17 protein-coding genes are annotated in these 16,622 nt (G+C 45.2%); 8 read left to right on the forward strand and 9 right to left on the reverse strand.

From position 1 onward, the window contains the following. The first annotated feature begins 111 nt into the window (after positions 1–111). From MED92_RS01620 to MED92_RS01630, 3 genes are all read left to right on the forward strand, one after another. On the forward strand, positions 112–1,125 hold the full coding sequence (locus MED92_RS01620) for a hypothetical protein (RefSeq protein ID WP_007019718.1): 1,014 nt from the start codon (positions 112–114) through the stop codon (positions 1,123–1,125). Further along, positions 1,125–2,039, forward strand: coding sequence for an EamA family transporter RarD (rarD, locus tag MED92_RS01625; RefSeq protein ID WP_007019719.1), 915 nt, complete (start codon positions 1,125–1,127; stop codon positions 2,037–2,039). Before MED92_RS01620 ends, rarD begins: the two co-directional genes overlap by 1 nt. A gap of 93 nt (positions 2,040–2,132) precedes the next feature. Further along, positions 2,133–2,936, forward strand: a complete 804-nt coding sequence (locus MED92_RS01630) for an ion transporter (RefSeq protein WP_007019720.1) — start codon at positions 2,133–2,135, stop codon at positions 2,934–2,936. Between the two features lie 259 nt (positions 2,937–3,195). Here MED92_RS01630 and MED92_RS01635 read toward each other — a convergent pair whose 3' ends face one another. Continuing rightward, positions 3,196–3,837: a glutathione S-transferase gene (locus MED92_RS01635; protein WP_083774876.1), complete on the reverse strand. Its 642-nt coding sequence runs from the start codon at positions 3,835–3,837 to the stop codon at positions 3,196–3,198. A 5-nt stretch (positions 3,838–3,842) separates the two neighbouring features. Further along, the gene (locus MED92_RS01640) at positions 3,843–4,232 is read right to left on the reverse strand and encodes a YkgJ family cysteine cluster protein (protein WP_007019722.1); all 390 of its coding nucleotides are present in this window, start codon (positions 4,230–4,232) and stop codon (positions 3,843–3,845) included. 86 nt (positions 4,233–4,318) lie between these two features. Here MED92_RS01640 and MED92_RS01645 point away from each other — a divergent pair, with 86 nt between their 5' ends. Both MED92_RS01645 and MED92_RS01650 read left to right on the forward strand, forming a co-directional pair. Next, positions 4,319–5,080: a lipoate--protein ligase family protein gene (locus MED92_RS01645; protein WP_007019724.1), complete on the forward strand. Its 762-nt coding sequence runs from the start codon at positions 4,319–4,321 to the stop codon at positions 5,078–5,080. 174 nt (positions 5,081–5,254) lie between these two features. Beyond that, complete coding sequence (locus MED92_RS01650) at positions 5,255–6,655, forward strand: FAD-binding oxidoreductase (protein WP_007019725.1); 1,401 nt, start codon at positions 5,255–5,257, stop codon at positions 6,653–6,655. A gap of 41 nt (positions 6,656–6,696) precedes the next feature. On the opposite strand, the gene MED92_RS01655 is transcribed toward MED92_RS01650, so the two are convergent. From MED92_RS01655 to exaC, 3 genes are all read right to left on the reverse strand, one after another. Then, complete coding sequence (locus MED92_RS01655) at positions 6,697–7,113, reverse strand: hypothetical protein (protein ID WP_007019726.1); 417 nt, start codon at positions 7,111–7,113, stop codon at positions 6,697–6,699. Continuing rightward, positions 7,114–7,413, reverse strand: coding sequence for a hypothetical protein (locus tag MED92_RS01660; protein WP_007019727.1), 300 nt, complete (start codon positions 7,411–7,413; stop codon positions 7,114–7,116). A 118-nt stretch (positions 7,414–7,531) separates the two neighbouring features. Beyond that, positions 7,532–9,052, reverse strand: coding sequence for an acetaldehyde dehydrogenase ExaC (gene exaC / locus MED92_RS01665; protein ID WP_007019728.1), 1,521 nt, complete (start codon positions 9,050–9,052; stop codon positions 7,532–7,534). Between the two features lie 334 nt (positions 9,053–9,386). On the opposite strand from exaC, the gene MED92_RS01670 reads away from it, so the two are divergent. Together MED92_RS01670 and MED92_RS01675 are read left to right on the forward strand one after the other, a co-directional pair. Beyond that, entirely contained in the window at positions 9,387–10,181 is a 795-nt protein-coding gene (locus MED92_RS01670; protein ID WP_007019729.1) for an FRG domain-containing protein, read from the forward strand. A 90-nt stretch (positions 10,182–10,271) separates the two neighbouring features. Beyond that, on the forward strand, positions 10,272–10,931 hold the full coding sequence (locus tag MED92_RS01675; protein ID WP_007019730.1) for a putative 2OG-Fe(II) oxygenase: 660 nt from the start codon (positions 10,272–10,274) through the stop codon (positions 10,929–10,931). Here MED92_RS01675 and MED92_RS01680 read toward each other — a convergent pair. Together MED92_RS01680 and MED92_RS01685 are read right to left on the reverse strand one after the other, a co-directional pair. After that, a complete protein-coding gene (locus MED92_RS01680) occupies positions 10,928–12,151 on the reverse strand; it encodes an MFS transporter (RefSeq protein WP_007019731.1) in 1,224 nt (407 codons plus the stop codon). The two genes, MED92_RS01675 and MED92_RS01680, sit on opposite strands and share 4 nt — an antisense overlap. Before the next feature lie 139 nt (positions 12,152–12,290). Next, positions 12,291–14,042, reverse strand: a complete 1,752-nt coding sequence (locus MED92_RS01685) for a PQQ-dependent methanol/ethanol family dehydrogenase (protein WP_007019732.1) — start codon at positions 14,040–14,042, stop codon at positions 12,291–12,293. Between the two features lie 295 nt (positions 14,043–14,337). On the opposite strand from MED92_RS01685, the gene MED92_RS01690 reads away from it, so the two are divergent. Beyond that, positions 14,338–14,874 carry a cytochrome b gene (locus MED92_RS01690; RefSeq protein WP_007019733.1) on the forward strand — a complete coding sequence of 179 codons (537 nt, stop codon included), beginning with the start codon at positions 14,338–14,340 and terminating at the stop codon, positions 14,872–14,874. Between the two features lie 37 nt (positions 14,875–14,911). Here the strand turns inward: MED92_RS01690 and MED92_RS01695 are convergent, their stop codons facing one another. After that, complete coding sequence (locus MED92_RS01695) at positions 14,912–15,832, reverse strand: quinoprotein relay system zinc metallohydrolase 1 (protein WP_007019734.1); 921 nt, start codon at positions 15,830–15,832, stop codon at positions 14,912–14,914. Positions 15,833–15,841: 9 nt separating this feature from the next. After that, positions 15,842–16,594 carry a quinoprotein dehydrogenase-associated SoxYZ-like carrier gene (locus MED92_RS01700; RefSeq protein WP_007019735.1) on the reverse strand — a complete coding sequence of 251 codons (753 nt, stop codon included), beginning with the start codon at positions 16,592–16,594 and terminating at the stop codon, positions 15,842–15,844. Positions 16,595–16,622: the final 28 nt, after the last annotated feature.

A 16,622-nucleotide genomic window follows, 5' to 3' on the forward strand; every position in this document is an offset into this window, starting at 1 on the left:
TTTCAGAATAAAATGCAATATATGCAAAGTAAAAGATTTTAGAACGAAATAAAATTCATCAGCATTTAGTTAGAATTTTCTTCACCTAATCATCTGAATATATTTCTATCTATGCTGTCTTATCCAGGTACTACTCACTTACTTAGCAAAACGATCCCTTCATTACTGAAAGAGATTTATGAGGTTTGCTTCCTTCTGTTTAAGTTGACGATTCCTGTCATTATCGTTGTCAAACTACTTGAGGAGCTAGGTGCGATCCCTTATATCAGTGCGTTGCTTGAACCATTGATGCTTGTAGTAGGGCTGCCTGAATCGATGGGCCTTGTCTGGACTACAGCCCTGCTGACTAATATCTATGCAGGCATGGTTTTGTTCTTTCAACAGGCTGGTGCTGAAGGTTTGACGGTGGCTCAGGTTACTGTGCTTTCAACCATGATACTGATCGCGCATGGTTTACCAGTAGAATTAAGAATTACGCAAAAAGCCGGGATGAGGTTGCCCTTTGCGTTCATGTTACGCATGGGTGGAGCGATTGTATTAGGTTTTCTGTTGCATCACTTCTATCGTTTAACAGGCTGGCTGCAAGAGCCTGTAGAGCTGATCTGGCAGCCAGAGGTTCAAGATGACTCCTTGTTAACCTGGCTTGTTACCCAACTTAAAAGCTTTGGCATGATTATTCTCGTCGTGGCAGCGTTGTTAACTCTGTTGCGTTTGTTGCGTTGGTTGCATATAGAACGGTTGATGATCTGGGCGTTACAACCCGTTCTGCGTCTGTTGGGTATCGCTCCCCAGGCCACTTCATTGGCAATCATCGGTGTGACACTGGGGTTGTCTTTTGGCGGCGGTCTATTGATTAGGGAAGCTGAATCAGGCAATGTGTCGCCGAAAGACTGTTTCTCTGCTTTATGCTTGTTAAGCCTTAGTCACAGTATTATCGAGGATACGTTACTCGTACTCACGATGGGCGCTGATCTGTCAGGCGTTCTCTGGGCACGGCTGATCTTTAGCTTGATAGTTATCGCTATCATCACACGTGTTCTTAATTTTACCAGTCATCAATTTAATGACCGTTATCTCTTTTCAGATGTTTCAGTTGAAAAAGCTGAAACAGGAAGCAAGCCGTAATGAATAATACCGATTTGTCTCAAGAGCATAAGAAAGGTGTTTATTACGCCTTAGCGGCTTTTCTGATGTGGGGGCTGGTGCCTGTCTATTTTAAGAGTGTCGCACATATAGATGAGTTTGAGGTCATCGCGCACCGTATTGTCTGGTCTTGTGTTTTTCTGGCTTTATTCCTGCTAGTAAAGCGTCAGTTGTTTGAAGCGCTTGCGCTGCTTAAGCGCCCCGCTATTGTTTATGGGCTTGGTCTTTCGGCGTTAGTTATATCGATCAACTGGCTGGTGTTTATCTGGGCGGTTGCTCAAGACAGAATTGTCGAGACAACATTGGGTTATTTTATTAACCCATTGATAAATATACTTTTTGGTATGGCGTTTTTCGGTGAGCGAATGAGGCCCATGCAATGGGCTGCAGTGTCATTGGCTGCCGTTGGTGTTGTTTATCAGATCGTATTGTTAGGTGAGCTGCCCTGGGTCGCTTTAGTCCTGGCGAATAGTTTCGCCCTTTATGGAGTGTTACGAAAAAAGATTACGGTTGATTCTATCAGTGGTTTATTTATTGAAACCTTATGGTTACTCCCTTTCGCAGTGGGTTACATGTTGTGGCTTTTTAGCGGCCATCAACTGCAATTTCTATCCGAGGGGAGTCCGACTGTCTATCTGTTACTTTGTGCGGGCATCGTCACCAGTTTGCCCTTGATTGCTTTCGCTGCAGGGGCTCGTCGACTAAGTCTTACACTCATTGGTCTTCTCCAGTATATAGGGCCGAGTATCGCTTTCTTGATCGCTGTTTTCTACTATGATGAACCCATGAATATGGAGCGGCTGACGACGTTTATTCTCATTTGGATCGCTCTGGCACTGTTCAGCATTGAGGGGTTGCTGGTTCAACGAAAGAAACGCCAAGTACTGTCAGTATAAATTCATACTAATTTTGGTAGAGCGGCCCCTACCTTTTGTCATTAAACCGCAGTAAAGTGCTCTCCGCTTAAAGTTTTACTGTGGTTTATGACTATGAACATTCAGCAAGTCCAAGATAGCTTTTTCAAATTACGTAGCAATCGCGTTTTTGAATTTTTCGTTGTCGGTGTAATCATCTTCTCAGCACTGGTAATCGGTGCTAAAACATACGACATCCCCGATTATATGTTGACGTTGATCAGTTGGCTGGACAGTGGTATCACCCTGTTTTTCCTGGTCGAGATCACTATACGCTTTATTGGCGAGCCGAATAAAAAGGCGTTCTTTAAAAACCCCTGGAATATCTTTGATACGCTGATTGTCGTTGTCAGCTTAATACCCATCCAAGACAGTGAGATGGCCCTCATTGGACGATTGATTCGCATCTTCCGTGTGTTGCGTATGGTTTCGATTGTTCCTGAGTTACGTTTACTGCTGAACTCTCTTCTTAAAGCGTTACCGCAACTGGGTTACGTCATCCTTCTGATGTTTATTATCTTTTATATTTATGCTGCCATCGGTGCTTCATTTTTTGCTGCGATCAATGAAGACCTATGGGGAGATATTTCCATCGCAATGCTGACCCTCTTTAGGGTAATGACATTTGAAGACTGGACAGACGTCATGTACGAAACCATGGCGGTCTATCCCTTAAGCTGGATGTTTTATCTGACCTTCATCTTCCTGACTACATTTGCATTCTTGAATATGGTGATCGGTATTGTTGTCAATGTTATGGAAAATGAGCACGCCCAGGAGGAAAAAGAGCGTGCGATTGCTGAGGGGGATCTGACCATTGAAGATCTGTCTAAACAAATAGAAGAGCTTAAGCAGATGATAAAAGACCAGAAAAGCTAAGGAACCTAGCGACCCTATTTAATCTCGATTAACTCGAGGGATTCTTGAATTCGAAGGGAAGGCTCTGATTGACTCAGGCCTTCCCTTTCTTGTTTTATCAATGTGTGAAAACAGATCTCACACCAGCTTGTGTTATCGGGATCACATAGGGCCTGTGCACTGTTTAACAGTTGTTCGTCGGGGCCCGATGCTGGATCGTTAATACAGTCTAAACTTGAGCTTTTCCTACTCATCAATACATCCTTGTGAAACCATTCACTCAGGGAAAGCTGATCGGTGTACTACCGGGCTCCCATTTAATAAATTTAGGCATAATACGGCTGAAAAGTTGCGATTCTTTGAATCGGCTAAGCCATTGTTGCAGCTGAGGGTATTCCGCGCTTTCAAACCATTGCAGATCGACATGGGCACACTGCCTGATAAATGGCAGAATTGCGTAATCGGCCAGTGTTTCCGTGTTTGTAATTAACCAGCCCTGGTTCTTCGCTAGTCTTGTTTCAAGTTCTTTGAACCAATGCTCGCACTGTAAACGATAATAGGCTTGCGGATACTCTGGATGCCGATCTGCATACTTGTATTTATCAAGCCACGGTTTGAACTCAGTATCATTGATTTCAATCAGCTTGCGGATTTGCTCATCCTGCTCGGTTGGCAACCAATGATCGGGATCATGCTTAGCTAGAGCCCAGAACATGATGTCGAGGCTCTCATCTATGACACTGCCATCTTGTAAGTGCAATACCGGGACAGTGCCTTTAGGTGATATATCCAACATGGCTTGAGGCTTGTCTTTAAGAACAACCTCACGCAGCTCTGTGGTTACACCGCTGTATGCCAGAGCGAGTCTTGCTCGCATGGCATAGGGGCAGCGTCGAAACGAATAGAGTATTGGGTCAGCCATCAAAATCACTTAGGTTGGTAAGCGCAGTGGCCCGGTTTGGGGCCAATCTTGGGATGGTTTCGGCATGTATCAGGGCGTTTTTCATAAATGATACAAAGCCGTGTTTTCTGATCGAGATAAATACAATCATCGTTTGAGTATCGCGACAAGGTATAAACTTCGCCTTTATGATTGAAATGCCCTACCACGCCTTCTTTCATTAACCTTTTTGCCAGCTTCTTTGGCGGCTCACTGGCTTCAAATTCATCAACGACTCCCATTCTGACCAGATCAGAGAAGTACACCTCTACCGGGAGGCTACAGCAGGTCCCTCGACAGGTCTGACAATGGGAACTTTTGTATTTAACCCAGGTTTTAAGGTTGTCAATATCAGCAGTGGGGATCTTTCTACTCATGGTTATGCTACAGGGCTAAGTGGTATTTTCGCGGCGATAATAGCATCATAGTTGGATTCAACAAATTAAATCATGATTCTTGATCTATGCAGTCACCCTTTTATCGAATATTTACTGAGCAAAGCCGCTGGCGACAGGTTAATGAGCAGCTGTGTTGCCAGCCACACATAGCGTTGGAACAGGATACGCAGTTGCTTAAAGAAGTGGCTAGTGGAAAGCGTAGCCCGATATTCAGGGTATGGGAAACAACTCAATGTCTTGTGGTTACAGGAAAAGAAACCCGCTTCCCTCATTTTGATAAAGCTGCTGCTATTCTGGCTGATGAGGGTTGGCCGGTCATTGTCAGAAATAGTGGTGGAACATCGGTTCCTCTGCATCCGGGTATTCTTAACCTTTCAATGATATTCCCGCAGCACGCAAGCGATCCGTATTCCCTCGATGATATCTATATGGCGCTATGTGAACCTATTAAGCTCGCTCTAGAGAGTGTTGGGCTAAAAGTGGATTATGGTGAAACTCCGGGGTCATATTGTGATGGACGGTTTAATCTGAATATCGGTGGGCTCAAAGTGACGGGCACTGCGCAGAAACTAATGGTCTCACCGCCAAATAGTAAAGGCATCAAGCAAGCGGTATTGGCTCAGGCGATGCTCATGGTTGAAGCCGATGCTGCAAGTGGGACTGGATGGGTAAACCGCTTTTATCAACTTGCTGGAAACGACCGTCAGTTTGACCCTCTTGTTGCCACTAGTATTTATGACTGTATAGGGAAAAATACTGAGCATGGTGAACTTACGACGCAATTGAGAAAAGCACTATTCGATGCTTTTGAGAAGCTGATAAGTTGAGTATTTAGGCTTTAATAATTTAGCAACACTCATCACTTAAGATGTGAGTCATTCAAGGAAACGAACACAAGGAACGGCGACGGACTGCCACCCTTCTACTTATTTATACCAATCCCTCTATTCTCTGCGCTTACTTCTTGTTTTAATGAATAAAAAAAAGAATGAGTCAGAGCTATGCGCGCTAAGAAAACTTACTCTCAGGCAGACCTCAAAAAGGTCATCAACGAACTCGCAACAACATTCGCTGACCGGATTCATCTGTCACAAAGTATTTGTGATCAACATGGTCAAGGCGAAGATAGTTATGGTTGTATTGCGCCTGATGCAGTTATCTACCCTTTCAGTAATGAAGAGGTCGCGCAAATCGTTACGCTCTGTAACCGATATAAAATACCGGTTATCCCATTTGGCACCGGGACCTCTGTTGAGGGGCACCTGCTGGCACTTAATGGCGGGATATCGATTGATCTGTCAGAGATGAATCAGATTATAGAGATTAACCCTGCGGATATGGACTGTCGTGTTCAGGCAGGTGTTACGCGGGAAGATCTAAATTTAGCGCTCAGATATGATGGATTATTCTTTCCGGTAGATCCTGGTGCCAATGCCTCTCTCGGCGGAATGGCTGCAACTCAAGCATCCGGTACAAATGCTGTGCGCTATGGAACCATGCGCCAGGCAGTGATCGGCTTAACGGTGATCACCCCGCAAGGAGATATCGTTAAGACCGGAACAAGGGCTCGGAAATCCTCTGCGGGTTATGATTTAACTCAGTTGCTGGTTGGATCAGAGGGAACATTAGGTGTGATTACTGAAGTGCAACTTCGCTTACACCCTATTCCGGAGCAAATCAGAGCGGCGGTATGTAGCTTTGATAATCTTGCCGGTGCCGTTGATACAGTTATTAACACAATACAGTTAGCTGTTCCTATTGCACGTATGGAGTTGCTAAATGCACTTCAGATGGAAGCTTGCATTAACTATTCAAAGCTAGCGGGCTATGAAGCTTCTCCAACACTGTTTATGGAATTTAATGGTTCAGAAGGAGCTGTCAAAGAGCAGATTGCGCTCGTCGAGGATATCTGTTCTGAATTTGGCGGCAGTAATTTCAAATGGGCGGATACCACTGAAGCCAGGAATGAGCTCTGGACGGCCAGGCATCAAGCGTATCATGCGGCGCTTAATCTAAAACCTAATTCTAAAGCGCTGACCACTGATGTTTGTGTGCCTGTTTCCGCACTGGCAAAGAGCATTCTTAAAGCAGAGCAGGATGCGTTAGCAAGTGGGCTTTTATGTCCTGTGGTAGGTCATGTTGGAGATGGTAACTACCATATGCTGATTATTTTTGATCAGGATAATGCTGATCAGGAACACAAAGCGAAAGAGTTATCAAAGGCTATCGTTGAAAATGCACTGGCTTTACAGGGAACCTGTACAGGAGAGCATGGCATTGGGTTTGGTAAGAAAGATTACTTGCTTAAGGAGCATGCGAGTGCAATTGGAATGATGAAATCTATTAAAAAAGCCTTGGACCCCAATAATATAATGAACCCAGGCAAGGTGGTTGATCTTTAGCCGATTAGTTTGTCAGGCCGAGAGCAGTCCTTTAAATACAATCAAGGCTGCTCGATCCAGATTCGCCAGGTAGTCGAGCCGTTAACCCTTAAATAATAGCGCCCAGGCTCTTCAAGTAAGTATTGATCTTCCCCTCCTCCGCCAATATGAAGGTTCTGAACCACGTCACCCGCTTCGTTATGTACAGCAAGCACAAATATAGCGCCATCGCTTTGGTAGCGAATAATTGCAGGCTCACTGATTGAGAAAAGATCGGTTTTAACCGTTCTCTTACCCTGAAATCTAGGCGTTGATGATAGTTGAAGTGCAGCTATATCAAGGAGGTCATAACAAGATAAACGAGAAGCTGGTTCTTTAATAGATCTGCATTCATTCACTGCATCAGTGATGGGGTCTGCGAAAGATGCGCTTAAAGGAAACAGCGTAACTGTTAAGGCTATTAATATCAGAATCTTCATTTAATTGCTCTGCAAGAGTTTTAAGTGATTGAACTCTTTTGCCGCAGTCATTATTTTACAGCTTCGCTCGTCACCCCTGTCTGAGCAATGTACTTTTACCCCATCCGGGTAGTGGCTTACATTCGAGCACTTTGCCTGAAACGTGACGCTTTTTTTGTCTCGATTAAACCTATTTAAATCTTCCCTCTGGCATTCTGATTTCATCGCAATTAAACGAATCACCTGATAATCCTTAACTTCTGCTACAACGTTTGTGCAAACGACAGAGAGCGCTATAAACAAATGAGAGATTGTTTTCATTGAGTGTTAACCTCAAAAAAAAGCGGCCCTCAAAGGGCCGCAATAAACGCAAGAAGCTACATAAATAGCTAATAGCAGGAGCTTGTAGTGTCCAATTACAAGCTCCTTAAAGCTTCTGTTAGAAGAAGCCCAGAGGTTGCTCGCTGTAGCTAACCAGCATGTTTTTAGTCTGCTGGTAATGCTCAAGCATCATCTTGTGAGTTTCACGGCCTACACCAGACTTCTTATAACCGCCGAACGCAGCGTGTGCTGGGTACAGGTGGTAGCAGTTCATCCATACACGGCCGGCTTCGATACCACGGCCCATGCGGTAAGCAACGTTTGTGTCACGGCTCCATACGCCAGCACCCAGACCAAACTCAGTATCGTTTGCGATAGCCAGAGCTTCTTCTTCAGTCTTGAATGTAGTTACAGATACTACAGGACCGAAGATCTCTTCCTGGAATACGCGCATGTCGTTAGTGCCTTTGATCAGCGTAGGTTTGATGTAGTAACCATTACCATATTCGCCTTCAAGCTGCTCAACACCGCCACCCATCAGGATTTCAGCACCCTCTTCGCGACCGATATCCATGTAGCCCAGGATCTTATCGAACTGCTCCTGAGAAGCCTGTGCGCCTACCATTGTATCGGTATCTAGTGGGTTGCCACGTTTGATCTGGCCTGCACGCTCAATTACTTTACCGATGAACTCATCAGCGATGTCTTCATGAACCAGAAGACGTGAAGGACAAGTACATACTTCACCCTGGTTGAAGTAAGCCAGAACCGCACCTTCGATCGCTTTGCTTACGAAGCCATCATCCTGATCCATAACATCTTTGAAGTAGATGTTAGGTGATTTACCACCCAGCTCAGTTGTTGATGGAATGATGTTCTCAGCTGCGCACTTCATGATATGAGAACCTACAGGTGTAGAACCTGTAAATGCGATCTTAGCGATACGTGTGCTAGTTGCCAGGGCCTGACCCGCTTCAGCACCGAAACCGTTAACAACGTTCAATACACCTGCTGGTAGCAGGTCGCCGATGCACTCAAGCAGAACCAAAATAGAAACAGGCGTCTGTTCAGCTGGCTTAAGAACAATACAGTTACCTGCAGCCAATGCTGGAGCCAGTTTCCAGGCAGCCATCAGAAGTGGGAAGTTCCAAGGGATGATCTGACCAACTACACCTAGTGGCTCGTGGAAATGGTATGCAACAGTCGTTTCATCGATCTCACCTAGTGAACCTTCCTGTGCGCGGATGCAACCTGCGAAGTAACGGAAGTGGTCAGCTGAAAGTGGTACGTCTGCAGCCAGTGTTTCACGAACTGCTTTACCGTTATCCCAAGTTTCTGCTACAGCCAGACGTTCCAGGTTTTCTTCGATACGGTCTGCAATTTTCAGAAGAACAGCAGAGCGTTCTGCTACTGAAGTTTTGCCCCATGCGCTTTTTGCAGCGTGAGCTGCATCCAGTGCCAGTTCAATATCTTCTGAAGTTGAGCGTGGGATTTCACATACTGCTTCGCCTGTTACAGGCGTGTGGTTAGTGAAGTACTGACCTTTTACAGGTTCTTTCCACTGACCATTGATAAAGTTGCCATAACGTTCTTTAAAAGAAACTACAGAGCCTTCTGTTCCTGGCTTAGCGTAAATCATCTTCTAAGTGCCTCTTGTTTTTATTACTGTCGCTTAAATGACAGATCTGTTTTCTTTACGGATTCATATTAGCTATCCATGAAGAATTACAGGTATCATTCCTTGGCATCGAAAAATTACTCATTTAGTAGTAAACAGGCGGTACCTGCTTAAACTTGGTCTAATTTCTTTCGGTGTTCTTCCTCCTTAAATATCCCGGTTAACTTATTGTATTTTCTAGATTAAATACAATTCCACTGATCATCTTTCTGAAATATTGCTGTTGCTTAATAGGTGGTAGGTTGTCTAGTCTGTAATTTGGTATAGCTATTGAATATAGAAGTGGTTTTGGTCGATGACAAAGATATATGAAGTAGATAGCTGGAAAGCGTTTCTGGATCTGGTTGAGTCTGAAGCATTACGGGGATGGGCTTTTCGTGGCCAGCGTGATGCTGAGTGGCATCTTGAAAGCTCCCTAACCCGTCGTCTAAGAATGTTTGTCCCAGCTGATCAGTGGGCAGACCGTGAACAACGTGCGATCCGAGTTTTTAAACGCAAAGCCCATTACTTCCTCAACGATACATCGGCCCTTAAAGATGATTTCCGATGCTTGGCGCTGATGCAGCACCATGGCGCACCAACACGATTACTGGATTTTACAAAGTCACCCTACGTTGCAAGTTACTTTGCCCTCCAGTCGTGTACAACGCCTGCTGCGGTTTACGCTGTCAACACACCTGCACTTTGGCATGAGGCGACACCACCAGGTCTGCCACAAATGACGCGCGATGCGATTGACCCACGAAACTCCGATAGTCTGAGTCGCTATTATCTATCAAATCAGTATCCAATAGTCTGGCCAGGAGAGCCCTGGTCTATGGATCGCCGCATTGTTGCTCAGGCAGGTACTTTTATGTTGCCAGGGCGCATTGATGTTTCCGTTGAGCAGCTTTTGAATGAGTATGAGTATGAAGAGCCTATTTTAGCCAAAATCATACTTAACCCAGAGATACGCAAAGAAGCGATGGAAGCTCTGTATCGAATGAACATATCCAGCGCTACGTTATTTCCAGATTTGGATGGACTTGCCAGATCAATACAATATGAACTGGAAGTTAGCTGGATCGGCTCGTCGGGACCAAGAAAATAAGTTATGCAAACGATCCAGAGCATGGTTTATGGCAGTTTGCACCGTTAGAATAAGCAGATTATTGTTAACGGTCATAAATGGTCCCAGCGTATGTACAACGAACCACCCCAGATTGAGTCCCTCAACGTTTGGACTACTCCTCTGTTTGTTACCCAGAATCCTGATCATGAATTTCTGAAACAAGATATCCTTGAGCATGTTTATGCAACGCAAGCTCAACAATCTCAAGCAGTCGCCAGTGAGGTAGCTGTCACCGCTAAACACCAGCTTTTTGAAAGTGATCTGGGATATCTTGAAGCAGAGAACCCTGCGGTCATGGAGCTGAGACGCATGCTCGAGGAGCTGATTTCTGCGGTGGCTACCGAAGTGAACCAAGAATATTGGCCGGAAGGCGCACAAGGTGATGCTCATATTATCGAATCCTGGTACCACGTGACTCAAAATGGAGGCTACCATGATGTACATTCCCACCCGAACTGCTCCTGGTGCGGAATCTATTATCTGGATCCGGGTGAATGTGAACTAGGTAGCCGTAACGGTGTGAATCGCTTTTATGATCCACGTGTAAATGCGGATCACTATGCAGACCCTGGCACAGCTTATCTTGGTCAGCACGGCTTTTGGGATTTCGAGCCTGTAGAGGGACAGATTGTACTCTTCCCTTCTTATCTAAAACACTCAGCGCTACCCTATTTCGGTGCTAAAGACCGCGTGATTATCGCGTTTAATAGTGTGATCGACCTGGTTTAATCAGATTTATTGGGTATTGGGGTTACTGTTTTAGGCCCCGACTCCTGCATCTTGTAGAGCAGATAAATTGCACTGAAAACACCTAACGCGCCAGCTAACTGGGCAGCCGCAGCCAGACTGAGCACTTTCACAGTACCGCTAATAATAAAAGGTCCAGCGGTTGTTCCCATGTCTGTGAGTAAACGCCATACTCCAATAAAGCCACCACGGTTTTTATCAGGCGCAAGATCAGCACCGATGGTCATTATGACACCTGCAGAAAAGCCATTCCCCAGGCCAAGTAATACGGCTAAGCCGATCAAAGCGTAATAACTATTTACAAACGACATACCTATAAGTCCGCAACCGAGCGCGAACAGGCTAATCAGTAGAATTGGTTTGCGGCCAATTCGATCCATTAAGCTGCCAGCCGGATAAAATAATAAGGTATCTACGACGGCTCCACAGGCAATAGCGAAGCCGATACTGCTCTCATCGAGAAGCAAAGCCGCACCGATAAGCGGTAGTAGAAGGCTTCGTGAAGAACGGACAAGCATGAGTGAAATTGCGCCAACCCCCGTAGTAGCGAACAGCTTACGATGCTCAACCATGACGTCAGCTATTTGCATTATGCTATGGCTTTTATGGCTTACTGGGTTTGAATTTTCAGACAACTGACTTGGAAGATGATTTACTACCCAGCCCATTACAAAAAACGCCATCAGTAGCGAGCTAAACGCAAATAGCAGAATAGTATGTTCATAACCCAGCAGACTGATAAATACACCCGCCGTGATTGGGCCAATGACACTCCCGAAGCGAATAATGCCGGCGGATAGCGCCATAACTCTGCCCCTTTCCCAGGCTTCAGCCACTAACCCAACATAGGAGACCCTTCCAACTAGCCAACAGCCGTGCGCAAAGCCAAGTAATATGGCACTTGCCATAATAATAAGGGTTTCGGGAATAAGCCCCATCATTAACATTGCTGTAAAAAACAAAATTGAGGCGAACAGCATCATAAATTTGTCGCCAACCTTTTCCAGCATAAGACCAGCAGGGATATCTGCCAGCATCATGCCGATTCCACGTAAACCGACTACCGCAGCCGCTTCGGCCATCGAGCCACCAAGATGAAGAATATAAAGAGGCAGAATGACCAGCAGACCTTGCTGAACCACGGCAACAACGATAGATGGGCAAAAGACAGGCAGGAGGAATTTGGACAGAATGGTACGCATTGGCAATGACTTAATTTAGTTAACCTGTTAATTATATCGGTTATGCCACGCCACGTCTTGCAACAAAAAAGCCAGCTGACGCTGGCTTTAATATGGGAAAGCCTGAGTATAGAAGTTACTCAGGCAAAAGCTTTAAGGCTTATTTAGGAAGTTTAAATGTCCAAACGGTACCACCCTGGTTCAGGTGCTTAACACGTTTAGCTACTTCACCACCCCATAGAGGTACCGCACCACCCCAGCCGGATACTACAGACAGGAATTGTTCACCATCCTGCTCCCAAGTAACTGGAGACCCAACGATGCCAGAGCCTGTGTTGAATTTATAAACTTCTTCACCGGTCTTAGCGTTTAGGCCTAGCAGGTAGCCTTCAGGCGTTCCGTAGAACACCAGGTTACCTTTAGTCGCTAGCACACCACCCCATAGAGGCGCGTAGTTAGTCTTACGCCATACTTCTTTACCCGTTTTTGGATCCATCGCACGTAGAACGCCGATGTACTCGTCGTTCATTGGTTTGATGGTGAAGCCTGCACCTAGATAAGCTGCACCTTTTTTGTATGCGGTTGGTTCGTTCCAGATATCCATCGCCCATTCGTTAGAAGGAACGTAGAACAGCTCGGTGTCCTGGCTGTACGCGATAGGCATCCAGTTTTTGCCACCCAGGAAGGACGGGATAGCCACTACTGACTTACCTTTTTTGCCGTCTGCAGAATCTGCAGGGTTACCTGGACGGTTAGCATCGTCATAGATTGGACGACCTGTTTTAGGGTCAAGACCCTTAGCCCAGGTAATCTTATCAACGAACGGGAAGCCGCGGATGAAGTCACCGTTTTCACGGTTCAGGACATACATGAAGCCGTTACGGTCAGCTGTTGCTGCAGCTTTAACTGTTTTACCGTTAGCTTTGTAGTCGAAAGATACCAGTTCGTTTACACCGTCGTAATCCCAGCCATCGTGCGGCGTAGTCTGGAAATGCCAGACGATTTTACCTGTGTCAGGATCGATCGCCAGACGTGAAGAGGAGAACAGGTTGTCACCTGGGCGCAAGTGAGAGTTCCATGGTGCAGGGTTACCTGTACCGAAGAACAGCAGGTCTACATCAGGATCGTAAGTGCCGCCTAGCCACGTAGCAGCACCACCGGATTTCCATAGGTCGCCAGGCCATGTTTTGCCCGCTTCGCCACCCGAGATGCCGTTTTCCATCTTTTTACCATCTTTCCAGATGTAACCCATGTGACCTTCAACAGTTGGACGGGTCCAGGCTAACTTACCGGTCTTAGCATCGTAAGCTTCTACCTTACCCACGATGCCGAATTCACCACCGGATACACCAGTAATCACTTTGCCTTTCGCAATGAGTGGTGCTGCAGTTATTGAGTAGCCTGCTTTGTAGTCAGCTACTTTTTTCTTCCATTTAACTTTACCGGTCTTCGCATCGAGAGCAACAAGCTTCGCATCCAGAGTTCCGAAGATAACCAGGTTGTCATACAGTGCAACACCACGGTTAATTACGTCACAGCATGGCATGATGCCGTCAGGCAGGCGGGCGTTATATTCCCATAGCTCTTCGCCTGTTTTGGTATCGATAGCAAAAACACGAGAATAAGAAGCCGTAACGTACATTACGCCATCTTTAATCAGTGGCTGGGATTCCTGGCCACGCTGCTTCTCGCCACCGAAAGAGAACGCCCATACTGGACGCATATCTTTAACAGTTTTCGTGTTGATTTTATCCATCGGGCTGTAACGTTGAGCGCGTGGGCCCATACCATTCGTTACAACATCTTCAGCTGTCATCTGGTCGTTAAGGATATCTTTATCAGTAACTCCAGCATGTGCTGCGCCCGCAACTGACATTGCTGCTACTAGTGCAGACAGTGCGAATTTTTTCATTGTGCGCTCCTCTACGGATCTTTTTATTGGCTTTGGCAGAGAGCCGGGAATATTTCCCGAATCATGTAGGCAATTGTTTTGCTTTAGCGCATTTTCAACAATTAAACAGCGGAAGTAGTTTTGTCATCACTTGGTAGTAATACTTGCCTAGAGCCTTGATCTGGCGGGGATTCTGAGGGTTTGCCTTGTACTTATCCATTGTGGCTTAACAATTCTTAACTTAGCTTTACATGTGAAGTACTTATAACGTCATCAAGATAGCCGGATAATCCCTTCATTGAATAAGGGAATGGTTATGAAATCACATAATAAACTCACGCATACGATGGTTGGCCTACATTGGTTAGTCGCTTTAATGATGATCGGTAGTATCGCATTTGGTATCTATATCGAGGAATTGCCGCGATCTGATATAAAATTCGAATATATCCAGTTGCATAAGTCGATTGGCATTCTGGTGCTAATTTTTGCAATCATTAGGATTGTTAATACGTCTAAAAATGGATTGCCTTCCCAGTTAGGAACACCAAAAAAGCGACAAGACCAAATAGCCAAAATAGCGCATATTGTTCTTTTGGCTGGCACGATTCTTATGCCCGTTTCAGGTGTCATGATGTCAATTGGTGGTGGTCATTCGGTTGCTTTATTTGGACTTAATCTCATACCATCAGGAGAAAAAATAGAATGGTTAGGTAGTATGGGGTATGCGCTACATGGCATAGGTGGGAAACTAATGATAGCCGCAATTCTTTTGCATATTGCTGGAGCATTAAAGCACAGTCTTATCAATAAAGACGGCACAATGAGAAGAATGATGGGCAAAGCCGTATAAATGAATTTAGAGAGGCTTTATGCCTCTCTATTAATTGCTAAAAGGCAGCCTCTTCATAGTGAGGATATAAATGCGCCACTGTGCGCGCAAACTCTCTTCGAGTCAGGGCTATATCACTGAATTTTTCGGCAATAGGTATTTGAATAACCTCAGTCATACTTAACCCTTGCTCAGCAGATGTTTGGAGTGTCAGGTCAAGCCATGCGAGATATTCATCCATCTGTTTCAAAGGTTTCTGATCGCTAACAATAGGCCCATGTCCTGGAACAAGCAGCTTATAACTGATCTGTTTCAGGCGTTTGATTTCTCCTCTCCAGATATCGATACCTGGTGTATGTGGAGTTGTTAAGGCTCTTTGGTAAAACACCATATCCGAGGCAAACAATACACCCGTCGTTTCATCATAAATCACAAGGTCAGAACCAGAGTGACCGGTAAAAGAAAGTAACTTGAGTTTATGTTTGCCCAGAGTAATATCTGAACTTTCTAATGCTTTCGTGGGTGGAAGAGACTCAGTCGAGCGCATCCAATCTCCTACCAGACGATACATATTTTCTGCAAAAGCATCTCCATGCAATTTAATATATTTCTGTGTTTGTGGAAGAGAATAGATGGGAATGTCATCAAACGCCTGGTTGCCAAGAAAATGATCCGGGTGGTGATGTGTATTGAATACCATTCTAATGGGCTGACTTGTTTTACTCTCAATTAACGCTCGCATTGCCTTTCCATAACGAAGTGACGGTCCGGTATCAATCACGATAACGCCCTCGCCCGTTACTATAAAACCGGTATTAACAATGTTTCCGCCGTTTCTTTTTGAGAAGTCCTCCAGTTTACCCTGTAACACCCAGGTGTTTTCAGCAACCAATTCCGCTGTAAGTTGATAGCTGAGTGGTGCAGACATGGCTGACAAGCTCGGAATAACGAACAGAATGAGCAATAGATATTTCTTCATCATTCTCACCTACAATGCCTGCTCAAATTCATTGCCACCGTTATCACGCATCCAGATAGTGTGCTTTTGATCGGGATTTCTGACATCAAAGGTAATAACAGGATTTTCACTAACAGGCGGATAAAGCTGCATGCTTGCCAGATTATCTCCGCTGCTGGTCTTTACTATTACACTCTCAATATAGAATTCAGGGATCGAATCAACTAAGCCCGTGTCCATAGGATGGATGATCTTAAGTTTGTAGCGGCCTCCAGATTGGCGAGGGAAAAATTTTGTTTTCATCTCTCCCAGGTGGCTTTCCCAATATGGGTTGGCCGCGGCAGCACTAGGTGTGGTACAGCCTCCCCCTGCGGCATCGAGATAACTACCGCCAATATGCCAGACACCGGATTTTGTTAATACAGCTGCTCGGACGGCGGTGCCCTGTTGAACTTTGATCCGCAACGAAACTCTTGGGACAATCTGTTCATGGGGAAAATAGGTAAAAATGTGCTGAATGGGATTCAGATCTGCCCAAGTGACAATTCTTTCAATCTGCCCGCTGAGTGCTTCTGCATTAACAGTAATAGGTACTTGTGTTGGATCTTCAGCAAATTCTGGAACATCAACCTTAATCCGCTCATCAAAAACGTACTTATCATTACCGATAAATTGATCTCGCATATAATCCCATAAAGGGGATTCTAACGGATCAGCACTGCTTGCATGGGTGAAGTTAGAAAGTGCTGCGCTCAATGTTAGCGCAGCAATCGACTTTTTCATCTTGAATCCCTCTTATTATTATTTTTTG

Origin of the sequence: Neptuniibacter caesariensis (genome assembly GCF_000153345.1) — a bacterium.
Classification (GTDB): Bacteria; Pseudomonadota; Gammaproteobacteria; order Pseudomonadales; family Balneatricaceae; genus Neptuniibacter; species Neptuniibacter caesariensis.